This window comes from Streptomyces sp. NPDC004667 (assembly GCF_040609475.1).
Taxonomy (GTDB): Bacteria; Actinomycetota; Actinomycetes; order Streptomycetales; family Streptomycetaceae; genus Streptomyces.
On the sequence record NZ_JBEXKC010000059.1, the window covers coordinates 18,902 to 33,834 of the forward strand.

Genomic DNA, 14,933 nt, shown 5'->3' on the forward strand with positions numbered 1-14,933 from the left:
AGCCTGTGAGGGCTTCGTCACACTCCGCACAGGAACGGAAGTCTCCCCATGAGCGACCCCGCCGCCGACCGCGTCGCGATCACCGCCCTCACCGAACTCCGCGCCGCCCTCGCGGCACACGGGATCACGCTGCCCTCCCTCGACCTGCACCTGCCCTCGTACGCCGCGACCGGCACCCGCCCCCCACTGATCAGCCTCGGGAACTGCAACCCCGCCACCGCTCAGCGGCTCACGGTCGCGCTGGGCGCCGCGCGGTGAGCCTGACCATCCGACTGCTCGCCGTCCCCCAGGCGGCCCCCCTGCTGCGGCACGCCGTGCGCGAGCACCTCGGGGCCGGGGCGAGCCCCGACGCGGAACTCTGCGTCAGCGAGCTGCTGGCCAACGTGATCACCCACCTCGGCGAGGGCACCCCCGTCACCCTGCGGGTCACCGGCGGGGCGGTCCGGACGCGGGTCGAGCTCACCGACCCCGATCCGGACGGGAACCCCGCACCGCGGAACGCGGGCGACACCGACGAGTCCGGGCGGGGCCTGGCCCTGCTGGCCGCCGTGTCGCTGCGCTGGGGCGTGCGGCGGGAGCCGGCCGGCAAGACCGTCTGGGCCGAACTGCCCGGGGCCGCGCCCCGGCCCCGCTCCAGCGGGCCTGGCTTGACGCTGGTCACAGTCTCCGGTGAAGGGTTGCGCCTTATTACCGACGGGTAGCATCATGACGTTACCGATTGGTATGTACGAGGAACCTGTCTCCCCGAGCCTTAACGGAGCCGTCGCCATGGGGCACTACAAGTCGAATCTCCGCGACATCGAGTTCAACCTCTTCGAGGTGCTCGGCCGCGACAACGTGTACGGCACCGGCCCGTTCGGTGAGATGGACACCGAGACCGCCAGGACCATCCTCAGCGAGATGACCAAGCTCTCCGAGAACGAGCTGGCCGCCTCCTTCGAGGACGCCGACCGCACCCCGCCGGTCTTCGACCCGGCCACCAACACCGCGCCCGTCCCGGCGTCCTTCAAGAAGAGCTACAAGGCCTTCATGGACTCCGAGTACTGGCGCCTGGGCCTGCCCGAGGAGATCGGCGGCACCACCTCGCCCCGCTCCCTCATCTGGGCGTTCGCCGAGACGATCCTGGGCGCGAACCCGGCCGTGTGGATGTACTCCTCCGGCCCGGCGTTCGCCGGAATCCTCTTCGAAGAGGGCAACGAGGCGCAGAAGAAGGTCGCCGGGATAGCCGTCGAGAAGCGCTGGGGCTCCACCATGGTCCTGACCGAGCCGGACGCCGGCTCGGACGTCGGCGCCGGCCGCACCAAGGCCGTGCAGCAGGAGGACGGCTCCTGGCACATCGAGGGCGTGAAGCGCTTCATCACGTCCGGTGAGCACGACATGGAGGAGAACATCCTCCACTACGTCCTCGCCCGCCCCGAGGGCCACGGCCCGGGCACCAAGGGCCTGTCGCTCTTCCTCGTCCCGAAGTTCCACTTCGACTGGGAGACCGGCGAGCTGGGCGAGCGCAACGGCGTCTACGCGACGAACGTCGAGCACAAGATGGGCCTCAAGGCCTCCAACACGTGCGAGATGACCTTCGGCGACCAGCACCCCGCCAAGGGCTGGCTGATCGGTGACAAGCACGACGGCATCCGCCAGATGTTCATGATCATCGAGTTCGCCCGGATGATGGTCGGCACGAAGGCCATCGCCACCCTCTCCACCGGTTACCTCAACGCGCTGGAGTACGCCAAGGAGCGCGTGCAGGGCCCGGACCTGGCCAACTTCATGGACAAGACCGCGCCCAAGGTCACCATCACGCACCACCCCGACGTGCGCCGCTCGCTCATGACGCAGAAGGCCTACGCCGAGGGCATGCGCGCCCTCGTGCTGTACACCGCCTCCGTCCAGGACGCGATCCAGCTCAAGCAGGCCGCGGGCGAGGACGCCTCCGCCGAGATCGGCCTGAACGACCTGCTCCTGCCGATCGTCAAGGGCTACGGCTCGGAGCGGTCCTACGAGCAGCTCGCCCAGTCGCTGCAGACCTTCGGTGGTTCCGGTTACCTCCAGGAATACCCGATCGAGCAGTACATCCGCGACGCCAAGATCGACACCCTCTACGAGGGCACCACGGCCATCCAGGGCCAGGACTTCTTCTTCCGCAAGATCGTCCGCGACCAGGGCGCCTCGCTGAACGTCCTCTCCGAGACGATCAAGAAGTTCCTCGCCGAGGGCCCCGGCGGCGACGACCTGGCCCCCGCCCGCGACGCCCTCGCCAAGGCCGCCGTGGACCTGGAGGCCATCGTCGGCCAGATGATCGTCGACCTCACCGCCACCGGCGAGGACGTCAAGAACATCTACAAGGTCGGCCAGAACACCACCCGCCTGCTGATGGCGTCCGGTGACGTGGTCGTCGGCTACCTGCTCCTCAAGGGCGCGGCCGTGGCCGCCGAGAAGCTGGCCGGCGCCTCCGCCAAGGACGTGGCCTTCTACACCGGCAAGATCGCCGCCGCGAAGTTCTTCGCCTCCCAGATCCTGCCGGGCGTCTCCGTCCAGCGCGCGCTGGCCGAGACCGTCGACAACTCCCTCATGGAGCTCGACGAGGCCGCCTTCTAGACCACGACCGGCGCCGCCCCGGCGGTCGGCGCACACGGTGGACGCACAGCGGCCGGGCCTTCCCGCACGGGGGCCCGGCCGCTGGCGTACCCGGCCCCGTACCCTGCCCGCCACCGGCGGCTTTCCCCGTTGTCGGTCGTTCATGGGACGCTCGTAGGCATGAGTCCGCAGGAGCAGCACAGCAGCAGGGGGTATTCCGTCCCCACCGGGCGGCCGTACGCCCTCAAGGAGCTCCAGGCCAATGTCGGCGCCCTCGGCGACCGGATCACGGAGCTCTACGACGGCGCGCACCCCGCCGAGTACGACCCCGTCGCCGACGCCCTCTACGTCGCCTTCCAGACGGCCGCCGGACTCGCCCCCGCCAAGAGCTACACCGGCTGCCCCGAGCACCCCAACGGAGCCCTCGACCCCGAGGCCCCCGAGGGCTGGGGCCGCTGCCTGATCTGCAACGACCGCCGCCGCCTCGGCCGGCGCCTCCAGGGCGGCCGCCAGGCCGGCCCCGCCCCCGCGGGCGAGCAGCGCCGCCTCGGCTACCCCGTGCCCGAGCCCCCGTACACCCTCGACGTGCTCCGCCGGTACCTGCGGACCATCGACGAGCAGCGCTTCCACCTCACCCTCGGCTCGCCCGACCAGGACTTCGTCCGGATCGCCGACGACCTGCACCGCGCCTTCATCGTCGCCCGCGAACTGTCCCGGCCGCGCAACGCCTCCGGCTGCTCCGAACACCCCGGCGCGCCCATCGACCCCGATGCACCTCCCGGTGAGGCCTGTATCTTCTGCGCCGGGCGCAAGAGACGCGCGCAGCGCCCGCCGCAGACCCCCGAGATGCTCCCGCGCATCCGCCGGGGCGAGCGTCGGCAATTGCAGCGCAGATTCGAGCGCCCACCGGGCTGAGAGCGACGGGACGGCGGGGCGACCTGCCCCGACCCCTGCCCTCCGGCTATCCGCCGCAGTCCGGCCATGGCGAACACGACCGTCGTTAAGGTGAACCACATGAGCTCTCCCGCCCGCTTCGACCGCGGCCACACCGACGACCTGATGACCTTTCTGACGGCCAGTCCGTCGCCGTACCACGCCGTCGCCAACGCGGCTGAGCGGCTGGAGAAGGCAGGCTTCAGGCAGTTGTCGGAGCAGGACGCCTGGGACTCGGGCACGGGAGGCCGGTTCGTCCTCCGCGGCGGCGCGCTCATCGCCTGGTACGTGCCCGAGGGCGCGTCCGCGCACACCCCCTTCCGGATCGTCGGCGCGCACACCGACTCCCCCAACCTGCGTGTCAAGCCGGTACCGGACACCGGCTCGCAGGGCTGGCGTCAGGTCGCCGTGGAGATCTACGGGGGCACCCTGCTCAACACCTGGCTGGACCGGGACCTGGGCCTGGCCGGGCGCCTCTCGCTGCGGGACGGCACCGAGCGGCTCGTCAACGTGGACCGCGCGCTGCTGCGCGTCCCCCAACTCGCCGTGCACCTGGACCGGTCGGTGAACACCGACGGCCTCAAGCTCGACAAGCAGCGGCACATGCAGCCGATCTGGGGCCTCGGCGACGCCCGCGAGGGCGACCTGATCGCCTTCCTGGAAGAGGAAGAGGGCCTGCCGCAGGGCTCCGTGGCCGGCTGGGACCTGATGGTCCACTCCATCGAGCCGCCCGCCTACCTGGGCCGCGACCGCGAACTGCTCGCCGGTCCGCGCATGGACAACCTGCTGTCGGTGCACGCGGGCATCGCAGCGCTGGCCGCCGTCTCGACGGGCGGCGCGCTCGACCACATCCCGGTCCTGGCCGCCTTCGACCACGAGGAGAACGGCTCGCAGTCCGACACCGGCGCCGACGGCCCCCTGCTGGGCAACGTGCTGGAACGTTCTGTCTTCGCCCGCGGCGGCTCCTACGAGGACCGGGCCCGCGCCTTCGCCGGCACCATCTGCCTCTCCTCCGACACCGGGCACGCCGTGCACCCCAACTACTCGGAGCGCCACGACCCTTCGCACCACCCGCGCGCCAACGGCGGCCCGATCCTGAAGGTCAACGTCAACCAGCGGTACGCGACGGACGGCAGCGGCCGGGCCGTGTTCGCGGCCGCCTGCGAGCGGGCCGGCGTGCCGTGGCAGACGTTCGTCTCCAACAACTCCATGCCGTGCGGCACCACCATCGGCCCGATCACGGCCGCCCGCCACGGCATCCAGACGGTCGACATCGGCGTCGCGATCCTCTCGATGCACTCCGCCCGTGAACTGTGCGGCGCGGACGACCCGTTCCTCCTCGCCAACGCCCTGCTGGCCTTCCTGGAGGGCTGACCGTTCGGCCGACCGGCCGGTGACCGGCGCGCGCACACGGCGCGCCGGTCACCGGCCACCGGTCCGCTCTCAGTCGTCCAGGCCGGCGAGGACGAGGGGGAGGCGTACGGCGCCGTCCGCGACCACCCGGACGGGGACGCCCCAGTCCTGCTGGTGGACGTGGCAGGCCGGGTACTCGTTGGCCGGGTCGTCGTCGCAGGAGGCGGCCATCGCCGACACGTGCAGGACGCCCTCGCTCACCTCCGGGTTCAGCATGAGGTCACGGAACAGGTCCGTACCGGGGCCCTCGCCCTCCGCGAGGAGTTCCGGCGGGGTCGAGGAGACCAGCAGCCGGGTGGAAGGGCCGTAACGGGTGTCCAGCTTCTGCCCGGCCGGGGCCTGGAAGACCACGTCGAGGCGGAGCGTGCCCGGGGCGACCTCGGTGGCGGCGCGCTGCGTCCGGTGGGCGACCGCGTCGACCCGTACGGCCTCCTCGGGCAGCCGCAGCCGGGTCAGCCGGTGCCGGGCGGACTCCACGACCACGATGTCCTCGCCGACGAGGACGGCGTCGCTGGGCTCGCGCAGGTCGGTGGCGAGGGTCGTCACCTGCCCGGTGGCCGGGTCGAACCGCCGCAGCGCGTGGTTGTACGTGTCGCAGACCGCGACCGAGCCGTCCGGCAGGGCGGTCACCCCGAGCGGGTGCTGGAGCAGGGCCTGGTCGGCGTCGCCGTCGCGGTGGCCGAAGTCGAACAGGCCGGTGCCGACGGCGGACCGGATCGCGTACCCGCCCTCGCCGTCGGGCTCCACGTAGCGCAGGGCGCTGGTCTCGGAGTCGGCGATCCACAGCCGGTCCCCGGCGGCCGACAGCCCGGACGGCTGCGCGAACCAGGCCTCGGCGGCGGGGCCGTCGACGAGCCCCTCGTTGGTGGTGCCGGCGGCCACCGCGACGGTGCCCGCCTCCGGGTCCCAGGTCCACAGCTGGTGCACGCCGGCCATGGCGATCCACACCCGGCCCTGCCACCAGGCCACGTCCCAGGGGGAGGACAGGTCGACCTCCAGGGCGGGCCCGGAGGTCGGGGACCCCTGCCACCACTGCCGCCCGGTCCCGGCGACGGTCTCGACGGCGCCGGTGGCGGGGTCGAACACCCGCAGCGCGTGGTTGACGGTGTCGGCGACCACGATCCGGCCGTCGGGCAGCAGCGCGAGCCCCTGCGGCTCGCTGAAGGCGTCCGGCCCGAAGCCCCGCTCGCCGCTGCCGATGCGCCGTACGACGCTCTCCCCGTCCGGGGCCAGCTCCACGAGCTGGTGCCGGGTGGAGTCCGACACGAGCAGGTTCCCGTTCTCCAGCAGCAGCGCCTTCCCGGGGAACCGCAGGTCGGTCGCGACGGGCTCGGGCGCCACGTAGGGCCCGTCGCCGCGCCGCAGGGTCCCCTTGGCCTCGTGCTCGGCCTCCAGCTCCTCGACGAGCCGCTCGATGGCGTGCGCGTGCCCCTCGCCGGCGTGCTGCGCGACGACGTACCCCTCGGGGTCGATCACCACGAGCGTGGGCCAGGCCCGCACGGCGTACTGCTTCCAGGTGGCGAGCTCGGGGTCGTCGAGCACGGGGTGGTGCACCTCGTACCGCTCGACGGCGTCGACGACGGCCGCGTGGTCGGCCTCGTGCACGAACTTCGGCGAGTGCACCCCGACGATCACGACGGTGTCGCGGTGCTTCTCCTCCAGCTCGCGCAGCTCGTCGAGGACGTGCAGGCAGTTGATGCAGCAGAAGGTCCAAAAATCCAAGATCAATACGCGGCCTCGGAAGTCGGCGAGGGTGAGCTCTTTGCCACCGGTGTTCAGCCAGCCGCCCTTGCCGATCAGCTCGGGGGCACGGACACGGGCACGGCGGCGGGGCGCAGGCGCGGGGGTGGGCGCCGGGGCAGCAGCATCGTTCATCCTTCAAGCTTGCCATCCTGATATGAACGTCGGATCACACGCGTACGGCACGACTCCAGGGGGCGGGGATGGCTACGGACGGGCAAGGAACGGATGCAGGGAAGCCGGCGGGGCCGGTGCAGGGGTTCATGGCGCTGCCGGGGCGCACGGAGCGCCGGGACGACGTCTACGAGGCCTGTCTGGAAAACGTGGTCCGCAGCCTGGGGCTCGACGTCGCTCCAGAAGCGGACCGCGAGGACCTCCGGGCCTGGGGGCACGTCGTCCGGGCGGCGATTCGTGATGCCTGCCGCCGGGGCATCGTCCTTTCCGAAGAGTCCTTCGACGTACTGCTCAGGGCAGCCGTCCACGATCCCGACCCGAGTTTCAACCGCTGGTTCGTCGAGCCCGCCCTGAACGCGTTCGGGCGCAGGCGCGTCCGGATCGCGCTGCTCGGGTACCTGCGAGCGGGCACGGACCTTGAGCGGGCGGGCGCCGCGCGGGCCTGGTACTGGTCAGACCTGCCCCTGCGGATGCCCGTCGTACGGGCGGAGAGCGGCAGAGCCACCGGTCAGGCGGAGCCCGATGACGGCTCGGCCGTGGTGGCCGACTGGAACGAGGCCGCTCTGAGGGAGTTCGTGAGCAACGAGCACGTGGACGTCCGGCGCTGCATCCTGCCGGGGCTTTCGCTCCGGAAGTCCGCCTACCCGCCGGAGCTGCATACCCTGGTGGACACTGCGACGGGGATAGCCCGGTCCCATCCGGACGACTACATCCGCCACCGCGTGGAACACCAGGTCGGCGACTGACCCCCTCACCGGGCACGCTCGGCCACTGCACCTTCCGAGAACTCCCGGCGGAAGATCATGTGCCCGGTCCGGCCCGTGTGCTGGATGCACATATCGGTGCACACGCCCGCGTTCAAGACCCCGCAGCCGGCGACCACTGCCGGCTCCGGGTCGGACCGCAGTGGCAGCTCTACAGGAGGTTGCGCACACGTGACCGGCTTCACGGCCTCGACCACCCGAGAGGGTCAATGGCTGCTCTGATCAACGCGCGGGCCGGGGCCCCGTAGACGGCCAGTTCTGCCAGGTTGGCGAAGGTGCGGGCGTACATGCTGATCTCATGGGGTTGAGTGATCGTGAGGAACGCAGAGACCAACTCGACGTTGACCTGTGCCTCATCGAAGACCCAGAAGTCCTCTACCGGCCACAAGGCCGTACGGTCTGCGCTCAGCGGGATCACGCCAAGGCTGACGTTCGGCAGTGTCGCCACGGAGAGGAGATGACCGAGTTGCCCGGCCATGGTGTCGGCGCCACCGATGCGGTGGCGCAGGACGCTCTCCTCCAGGAGAACGGCGAAGCGGTGCGGCCCCGAATACAAGATCCGCTGCTTGTCCACACGGACTTGAACGGCTGCTTCCAGGTCATCGGGCAGCGCCCGGCGGTCGCGAATCGCCCTGAGAAGCGCCTCGATGTAGGCGCGCGTCTGGAAGGGTCCCGGGATCAGCCAGGACGAGTAGGCGCGGAAGTTCCTGGTCCGTTCCCACAGCGGGAGGACCGACTCCTGAGCCCGCCGTAGGCCCGACCGCTCCATCCGCCGCCACTCGACGTAGGCCCCGTCGATGTTGCGCGCCGTGGCGATCAGGTCGGCCAGTTGGTCCTGGGCATCACAGTGCAGCGCCCAGACGCCGAGATCGTCGTCAGATGGCGCTGTACGACCGGTCTCGACGCGGCTGCACTTGCTCTCATGCCAGCCGGCCCGGAAGGCGAGTTCCCGCGCGGTCAGACCCGAATCCTTCCGGATCTCACGCAGCCGCTTGCCCAGGGCCTCCCGGGCTTGCTGAACACTCGACGATGAACTCACCTTTCGCCGCCCCGGATCAGACCGGCCGGTAATCCTCGTGTGGCGTGGCCCGCTCCCAGACAGCCGCGAACGCGGATGTGCACAGCTCCAACACGGCGGGATCGGTGATCAGCTCCTCACCGGTCATCTCCCCATTGCCGTTGAAGTGGTTGAAGAGCACCGAAGAGCCGTCGAAGAGCCACAGGTCGTTGCCGGGGAGGGCGAGGGCGGAAGCTTCCCGGCGCGGGAGCCAGCGCACGGACTCACCCGCCTTGATGTTGTGGCCGCTGGTCAGCTCGTACTCGTAGCGCACATAAGGGGAGATCGGCTCGGAGACGATGCGCGCCCGGCGGACGTCGACCCCCCGGGCCACGGACGCGGAGACCAGCTCGACCCACCAGGGCCAGCGTTCCGCCGGGTCGAATCGGTTGCCCGAAGTCCACTCGGAGTAGTCCTGATCCAGGACGTAGGCGTCCCTCATCTCCAAGTGGTACGCGCTGTGTTTCGCGGCGCGGAACAGGCCCTCAAACGTCGACTCCGTCGCCACCGTTCACCTCCGGGAAGAACTGCATCATGCGCCTCGGGAACTCGATGACGGTCTCATGGGCCGGGATGTCCATCTGAGCCAGCCGCTCTGCGTCCGTCACGCGCCACCCTTGCAGGATGTAGTTCCCGGTCTCGTCGTCCAAGTAGACGGTAGGGGAACCGTTGTTGGGACTCTCGGGGTCCTTGCCGAGCCGGTGCAACGCCATGGTGTCCTCCGGTCGCTGGGTGGCGATCAACATGAACGAGCTTGCGCCGGATCGCGCGCGCCTGCCAGCAACTTGCACGAGCTTCTACGTACCCGGGAAACGTCAGAGCCTCCGCACCCGCCGCCCTGGTCAGGGTGACGAGCAGGGAGGGCCGCGTCGAAGATCGATGTGCGACCTCGGAAGTCGGCGGGCTTCAGGCCTTGCCCGCCAGGCCGGTCTCCCAGGCCCACGTGGCGATGCCCACCCGGTTGCGGACCGCCAGCTTCGCCTGGATGTTGGCGACGTGGGTCTTGGCGGTGCCCGGCGAGATGAACAGCTCGGCGCCGACCTCGGCGTTGGTCAGTCCGCGGGCGACGAGCAGGGCGATCTCCCGCTCCCGTGCGGTCAGGGGGTCGGCGGCGGCGGTCCGCGGCTCCGGAACGGGCTGCTGCGCGGGCTGCGGCGCGGAGAGGCTGCGCAGCAGTCGGACCGTGAGCTGCGGGCTGATCAGGGTGTCCCCGGCCATCGCCGCCCGTACGCCCTCGATCAGCAGGTTGGGGCCCGACCGCTTCAGCAGGAAGCCGCAGGCGCCGTGGCGCAGTGCGGTGTGCACGTAGTCGTCGAGGTCGAAGGTCGTGACGACGACGACGCGGACGGGGTGCTCGGCGGTCGGGCCCGCCAGCAGCCGGGTCACCTCCAGGCCGTCCAGGCGCGGCATCCGGATGTCGGCGAGCACGAGGTCGGGCCGCAGCGCACGGGCGAGCTCGACCGCTTCCGCACCGTCGGCGGCCTCCCCGACGACGGTCATGTCGGGCTGCGAGTCGAGGATGAGCCGGAAGCCGTTGCGTACGTCTTCCTGGTCGTCGGCTATCAGGATGCGGGTGGTCACGGGGTCATGATGCCGTGGTGTGCGCTCCGGTGGCGGGGAGGACGGCGGTCACGCGCCAGCCGTCCCGGTGCGGGCCCGAGGCGAAGGTGCCGCCGGAGGCGCGGACGCGTTCGGCGAGCGCGAGCAGTCCGCCGCCGCCCCTGGAGCCGCGTTCGAGGCGGGGGAGTCCGGGCAGGTGGGAAGGGCGGCCGCGGCCACCGTCGTTGGTGACGCCGAGCTCGACGGTCGTGCCGTCCGTGCTGAGCACGACCCGTACCTCGGCCGCTCCCGGCGCGTGCCGACGGACGTTGGTGAGCGCCTCCACCACGATCCGGTGGACCGTGGCGGCCCCTTCGCGGGAGAGGGCTTCGGTAACGCCCGGGGCCAGGTCGAGCCGGGCCCGGACGTCTCCGGTTTCGCTGAACCGGTCCATCAATGCTGCGAGTTGGTCGGTGCCGGGGAGGACCGTGCGGGCGCCGCCCGCGGCCTCACCATCGGTCGGGTCGCCGTTGATGTCGGTGGTCCGGTCGGCCGCGTGCAGCATCCGGACCGTACGGTCGATCGAGGCCAGTGCCGCGAGTCCGGCCCGCTCGATCCGCTCCAGCGCCTGGATCGCCGCCGCCGGATCGTGCCGGGCCACGAACCGGGCCGCCTGGGCCTGCACGACGATGCCGCTCACGTCGTGGGCGACGAAATCGTGTAGATCGTGGGCGAGTTCGAGCTGCTGGGCGCGGCGCGCGGCGAGGACCGCCTGTCGGCGGCGGTCCTCCATCAGACGGGGGTAGCCGCCGACGACGACCGCGCCGACGACCGGCGCCGACCAGAAGGCGATCACGCCCAGGCACTCGAAGAAGGAGGCGTCCGGTACGAGCGGGACGGTCCATACGGCGACGGCCGCGGCGCCGAGCCCGCCACCCACCAGGAGCCGGCGCCGGGGCGAGCGGCGCACCGCCGCCGTCAGGAGCAGCAGTACCGCCCCCACGGCGGCCAGGTGCCACACCGATCCTTCGGCCGTTCCGCGTCCGGGCCAGGCGAACGTGGCCACCAATAGCAGTGCGCCTGCGGCGCCGGTGGCGGTCCCGGTCCACTCGTACGACCGCGGCAGGCAGCCGAGGGTGGCGAGGGCCACTCCGACGGCCGCGAGCGCCGGAACCGGCCGTACGCCCAGGCAGAGCGCGGCGACGCAGCAGGCGACGGTCACGACGCCGACGACGGCGCCGTCCCGGCCCCGGTATGGCATGGCCATGATCTTCACGCCCACGACCTTAGGGGCTGCCGGGGTCCGCGGCCTCTGCCGAACGGCATAGAGGGGCTGCCGGGCCCCGGAGCGGATCTCCCCATCGGCCGATGGTCGGGGGCCGGGCCGGCGGCGGAGGCTGGTGCCACACCGAAGAGCGGTTCAACCGGCCGCCCGAGTAGAGGAGTTCGTCATGCTGCGCAGTACCGCCCTCCGTACGTCGCTCGTCGGCATCGCCGCACTGGCCGTCATCGGCGGCCTTACCGCTTCCGCCTCCGCTTCCGCCCCCGCTCCTGTATCGGATGGGGCGCAGAAGGCGCCGAAGGAGTCGAGCCTCACCGGCTCCGCCAAGATGTTCCGGGCGGACGGCCAGCAGGTCCGCTTCTCCTTCGACGCACACGGCTTCGCACCGGCCGAGCCCGACGAGCCGGACGCCCCGGCCGGCACCTCGCGCGGCACCTTCCGGTTCAGCCACTACACCGCCGACGGCAAGCAGGGCGCGTACGCCGAAGGCCGTATCGACTGCCTGCTGACCGGCGGTCCGGTCGCGACCGCCACCGGTGTCATCACCCGTTCCGACCTGCCCGACGGCGCGATCGGCAAGCGCGTCGGCTTCACCGTCTACGACGGGAAGGGCGACGGGAAGAAGGACCGGGTCGGCTACAGCTGGGCCGTGGGCAGCATCACCACGATGGAGGTGCCGAAGTGCCTGAGCGCCGCACCGTACGAGACCGTCGAGAGCGGCGACTTCAAGGTCGAGCACGTGCTGCCGCCCAACCCGTCGGGGAACTCGGCGCCCAGCGAATGAGAGCGGTCACGGAGCGCGGACCGAGCCGACGGGTGGTGCGCCCCGACGAACTGCACCCGCAGGGGTGACGACGTGAACCCGGACCCCGTGGGAGCCTGCACCCGTGCTCCCCACGCCGGACTACGACGAGGGCATCGACCCCGAGCGGGCATTGAAGTTTGCCGTGCGGCGGGTTCGCGGGCAGCGCGCGGAACTGATCGAAGGCGTCATCGGGGACACCTTCCACTGCTGGAACCGCGAGCACGTCCGGCACGTGCTCCGTACACGGCTCTCGGCCACGGTCGACGCACTGGACTGCATCACCGGCTCCGGGGACCTCGACCTGCCCGGATCGTTGAACTGGTACGTCCCCGACCTCGCCGTGGCTCCGGAGGAACTGGCCAAGGGCGGCGGGTCGCTCCTGCCCGGCCAGACCCTGCTGATCGTGGAGATCACCTCCGAGTCCAACGCCGAGACCGACCGCGTCGTCAAGCGCAGGCGGTACGCCGAGTACGGGGCTCCGCTCTACCTCCTGGTCGACCGGCTGGACAAGACCGTCACCCTGTTCTCCGGGCCCGGCCGGCTCGGCTACGCCGGGGTCGACGGGCCGCACGCCTTCGGGACGCCGGTGCGGCTGCCGGAGCCGTTCGGGATCGAGCTCGACACCGGTGGGCTGTAGATCCGGCCACCCGCGGTAAGGACGCGCGCACGCGTTCGAACCGGAAGTGCGACACGTGCTAGTTTTCCGGGCCGTGGCGACGACAGAGCTGATATCCGGAACCGGCCCCGACGGTCATGCGGCCGAAAGGGAACGGGCCGTGCCCGTGTCCCTGCCCTCGCTCACCGGGCTGCGGTGGACCGCCGCGCTGATGGTGTTCCTCTACCACGTGCACATCGTGGAGTACTTCGGCGGACGCGCCCAGGACCTGGTCACCTTCGCCTTCGGCGCGGGCAACAGCGGGGTGTCGTTCTTCTTCGTCCTCTCCGGCTTCGTCCTCGCCTGGTCCTCCGCCACCGCCCCCACCGGCCGGCGGATCCTGACGTTCTACCGGCGCCGGTTCGCCCGCGTGTACCCGCTGCACCTGGTCACCGTCGCCTTCGCGCTGGTCATGGCCGTGGTCTTCGCCCCGGACACCCGCCAGGGGCTGGCGCCGCTGGTGGCGAACCTCGGGCTCGTGCAGTCCTGGGTGCTGGAGATCCCCTACTTCCAGGGCCTGAACCCGGTCAGCTGGTCCCTCGCCTGCGAGGCGTTCTTCTACCTCTGCTTCCCGCTGCTGCTCTGGCCGCTGCGCCGCCTCGGCCCGCGCTCCGCGTGGGTGGCGGCCGGGCTCGCGCTCGCCGTCGTGGTGGCGGTCCCGACCGTCTGGGACCTCACCGGCGTCGCCGACGGCACCGTCTGGGCGCAGTACTTCTTCCCGCTCGTGCGGCTCCCCGAGTTCGTCCTCGGCATCGCCGTGGCCGAACTCGTGCGCTCCGGCCGCTGGCGCGGCCCGGGGCTGACGGCCTCCCTCGCCCTGGCCATGGGCGGCTACTTCCTGAACTACCAGGCCGACTACCCCTTCCGCTCCGTCGCCTGCACCGTCGTCGGCTTCACCTGCCTGATCGCCGCCGCCGCGCAGGCCGACCTGAAGGGCGAGCCCTCGCCCTGGCGGGGCCGGATCAGCGTGAAGCTGGGCGAGGTCTCCTTCGCCTTCTACATGGTCCACATCCTGGTGATCCGGACCGGCGAGCACCTCTTCGGCGGCCACCCGAAGCTGCCCCTGTGGGACGGCGGCCTGCTGGTGCTCGCCCTCGCCTTCTCGGTGTCCCTGGCCCTCGCCTGGGCCCTGCACACCTGGGTGGAGGTCCCCGGACGGCGGCTCCTGCTCAGGCGGTGGCGAGGAACGAGCGCAGCGAGCCGGCCAGCGCCGTGACGAAGGCCTCCCGGACCGGCTCCGGGAGCAGCTCCAGCGACAGGTAGGGGTTGAGGTCCTCCAGTTCGACGAGGAGCAGCTCGCCGGAGGGGGCGCGGCAGGCGTCCACGCGCTGGATCCCGTGCGCGAGGGTGTTCCAGTCGATGAAGCGGCGGGCGAACTCCAGGTCGGCGGGGGTGGGCTCGTAGACCGTGAGCTCCCAGCGGCGCTCTGGGTCCGGGGCGTACAGGGCGTACTGGAAGGCGTCGTCGACGAAGTAGAAGGACACCTCGTAGGCGAAGTCGATCCGCGGCTGGATCAGGATCTCCCCCGCCGGTCCGGTGGGCTCGGCGGTGAAGTTGAGGCCGATGGAGTCGGCGCCCTGCTTGGGCTTGACCGCGTACGAGGACGCGCGCGGCAGCAGGTGCAGGTCGGCCGGGTCGTCGATGGTGGGGATCACCGGGTACCCGGCGGCGGTCAGGTCGAGGAGGTACTGCTTCCCGGCCATGTCGCCGCGGCCGGTGAGCGGGTTGTAGACGCGGGTTCCGGTGGCGAGCGCGGTGGCGCGGAAGGCGTCAAAGGCCTGCCGGTAGTGCAGGACCGGGCCGCTGTTGCGGACGATCACGGCGTCGAAGCCGGGCATCAGGGCCTCGGCGTCCAGCGGGTGGCACAGGGCCAGCGGGACGTGCTCGCGCAGTCGGGAGGTGAGGAATATGTCCTCGTCGCCGTAGCGGCGGCCGCGGGCCGGGTACGCCAGGTCGGTCACGTAGAGAAGAGGCATGGCGGCAACCTATCGCGGGCA

16 protein-coding genes are annotated in these 14,933 nt (G+C 71.3%); 9 read left to right on the forward strand and 7 right to left on the reverse strand.

Annotated features, from left to right (window positions below; all coding sequences use genetic code 11):
- Positions 1–48 precede the first annotated feature (48 nt).
- The 5 genes from ABZW32_RS27595 (at position 49) to ABZW32_RS27615 (ending at position 4,881) form a co-directional block, all read left to right on the forward strand.
- On the forward strand, positions 49–258 hold the full coding sequence (locus tag ABZW32_RS27595) for a hypothetical protein (protein ID WP_356220674.1): 210 nt from the start codon (positions 49–51) through the stop codon (positions 256–258).
- Entirely contained in the window at positions 255–701 is a 447-nt protein-coding gene (locus tag ABZW32_RS27600) for an ATP-binding protein (protein ID WP_356220676.1), read from the forward strand. Before ABZW32_RS27595 ends, ABZW32_RS27600 begins: the two co-directional genes overlap by 4 nt.
- 67 nt (positions 702–768) lie before the next feature.
- Entirely contained in the window at positions 769–2,595 is a 1,827-nt protein-coding gene (locus ABZW32_RS27605) for an acyl-CoA dehydrogenase (protein WP_356220678.1), read from the forward strand.
- Between the two features lie 159 nt (positions 2,596–2,754).
- The gene (locus ABZW32_RS27610) at positions 2,755–3,489 is read left to right on the forward strand and encodes a hypothetical protein (RefSeq protein WP_030225004.1); all 735 of its coding nucleotides are present in this window, start codon (positions 2,755–2,757) and stop codon (positions 3,487–3,489) included.
- Positions 3,490–3,588: 99 nt separating this feature from the next.
- Positions 3,589–4,881 (forward strand): M18 family aminopeptidase, encoded by a 1,293-nt coding sequence (locus ABZW32_RS27615; RefSeq protein WP_356220681.1) that lies wholly within the window; start codon positions 3,589–3,591, stop codon positions 4,879–4,881.
- A 69-nt stretch (positions 4,882–4,950) separates the two neighbouring features.
- Here ABZW32_RS27615 and ABZW32_RS27620 read toward each other — a convergent pair whose 3' ends face one another.
- Positions 4,951–6,795, reverse strand: a complete 1,845-nt coding sequence (locus tag ABZW32_RS27620) for an NHL domain-containing thioredoxin family protein (protein WP_356220683.1) — start codon at positions 6,793–6,795, stop codon at positions 4,951–4,953.
- A gap of 128 nt (positions 6,796–6,923) precedes the next feature.
- Between ABZW32_RS27620 and ABZW32_RS27625 the strand changes: the two genes are divergently transcribed.
- Positions 6,924–7,580, forward strand: a complete 657-nt coding sequence (locus ABZW32_RS27625) for a hypothetical protein (RefSeq protein WP_356220685.1) — start codon at positions 6,924–6,926, stop codon at positions 7,578–7,580.
- A gap of 199 nt (positions 7,581–7,779) precedes the next feature.
- On the opposite strand, the gene ABZW32_RS27630 is transcribed toward ABZW32_RS27625, so the two are convergent.
- The 5 genes from ABZW32_RS27630 to ABZW32_RS27650 form a co-directional block, all read right to left on the reverse strand.
- On the reverse strand, positions 7,780–8,637 hold the full coding sequence (locus tag ABZW32_RS27630) for a helix-turn-helix transcriptional regulator (RefSeq protein ID WP_356220687.1): 858 nt from the start codon (positions 8,635–8,637) through the stop codon (positions 7,780–7,782).
- Positions 8,638–8,653: 16 nt separating this feature from the next.
- Positions 8,654–9,097: a DUF6879 family protein gene (locus ABZW32_RS27635; RefSeq protein ID WP_356220689.1), complete on the reverse strand. Its 444-nt coding sequence runs from the start codon at positions 9,095–9,097 to the stop codon at positions 8,654–8,656.
- 43 nt (positions 9,098–9,140) lie between these two features.
- Positions 9,141–9,368: a hypothetical protein gene (locus ABZW32_RS27640; protein WP_356220746.1), complete on the reverse strand. Its 228-nt coding sequence runs from the start codon at positions 9,366–9,368 to the stop codon at positions 9,141–9,143.
- A gap of 193 nt (positions 9,369–9,561) precedes the next feature.
- Positions 9,562–10,236 carry a response regulator transcription factor gene (locus ABZW32_RS27645; protein WP_356220692.1) on the reverse strand — a complete coding sequence of 225 codons (675 nt, stop codon included), beginning with the start codon at positions 10,234–10,236 and terminating at the stop codon, positions 9,562–9,564.
- 4 nt (positions 10,237–10,240) lie between these two features.
- A complete protein-coding gene (locus tag ABZW32_RS27650) occupies positions 10,241–11,455 on the reverse strand; it encodes a histidine kinase (RefSeq protein ID WP_356220694.1) in 1,215 nt (404 codons plus the stop codon).
- 190 nt (positions 11,456–11,645) lie between these two features.
- Between ABZW32_RS27650 and ABZW32_RS27655 the strand changes: the two genes are divergently transcribed.
- The 3 genes from ABZW32_RS27655 (at position 11,646) to ABZW32_RS27665 (ending at position 14,152) form a co-directional block, all read left to right on the forward strand.
- Positions 11,646–12,260: a hypothetical protein gene (locus ABZW32_RS27655; RefSeq protein WP_356220696.1), complete on the forward strand. Its 615-nt coding sequence runs from the start codon at positions 11,646–11,648 to the stop codon at positions 12,258–12,260.
- Between the two features lie 103 nt (positions 12,261–12,363).
- Positions 12,364–12,918, forward strand: a complete 555-nt coding sequence (locus tag ABZW32_RS27660; protein ID WP_356220699.1) for a Uma2 family endonuclease — start codon at positions 12,364–12,366, stop codon at positions 12,916–12,918.
- 73 nt (positions 12,919–12,991) lie between these two features.
- Entirely contained in the window at positions 12,992–14,152 is a 1,161-nt protein-coding gene (locus tag ABZW32_RS27665; RefSeq protein WP_356220702.1) for an acyltransferase, read from the forward strand.
- On the opposite strand, the gene ABZW32_RS27670 is transcribed toward ABZW32_RS27665, so the two are convergent.
- Positions 14,106–14,912, reverse strand: coding sequence for a hypothetical protein (locus ABZW32_RS27670; protein ID WP_356220704.1), 807 nt, complete (start codon positions 14,910–14,912; stop codon positions 14,106–14,108). The genes ABZW32_RS27665 and ABZW32_RS27670 overlap by 47 nt on opposite strands.
- Between the last annotated feature and the right edge of the window lie 21 nt (positions 14,913–14,933).

Bases quoted from the DNA above. Each gene is read 5' to 3' on its own strand.
- ABZW32_RS27595 (WP_356220674.1), top strand. From the start codon at position 49: ATGAGCGACCCCGCCGCCGACCGCGTCGCGATCACCGCCCTCACCGAA.
- ABZW32_RS27605 (WP_356220678.1), top strand. From the start codon at position 769: ATGGGGCACTACAAGTCGAATCTCCGCGACATCGAGTTCAACCTCTTC.
- ABZW32_RS27610 (WP_030225004.1), top strand. From the start codon at position 2,755: ATGAGTCCGCAGGAGCAGCACAGCAGCAGGGGGTATTCCGTCCCCACC.
- ABZW32_RS27615 (WP_356220681.1), top strand. From the start codon at position 3,589: ATGAGCTCTCCCGCCCGCTTCGACCGCGGCCACACCGACGACCTGATG.
- ABZW32_RS27620 (WP_356220683.1), bottom strand. From the start codon at position 6,795: ATGAACGATGCTGCTGCCCCGGCGCCCACCCCCGCGCCTGCGCCCCGC.
- ABZW32_RS27625 (WP_356220685.1), top strand. From the start codon at position 6,924: ATGGCGCTGCCGGGGCGCACGGAGCGCCGGGACGACGTCTACGAGGCC.
- ABZW32_RS27635 (WP_356220689.1), bottom strand. From the start codon at position 9,097: ATGAGGGACGCCTACGTCCTGGATCAGGACTACTCCGAGTGGACTTCG.
- ABZW32_RS27640 (WP_356220746.1), bottom strand. From the start codon at position 9,368: ATGGCGTTGCACCGGCTCGGCAAGGACCCCGAGAGTCCCAACAACGGT.
- ABZW32_RS27650 (WP_356220694.1), bottom strand. From the start codon at position 11,455: ATGCCATACCGGGGCCGGGACGGCGCCGTCGTCGGCGTCGTGACCGTC.
- ABZW32_RS27655 (WP_356220696.1), top strand. From the start codon at position 11,646: ATGCTGCGCAGTACCGCCCTCCGTACGTCGCTCGTCGGCATCGCCGCA.
- ABZW32_RS27670 (WP_356220704.1), bottom strand. From the start codon at position 14,912: ATGCCTCTTCTCTACGTGACCGACCTGGCGTACCCGGCCCGCGGCCGC.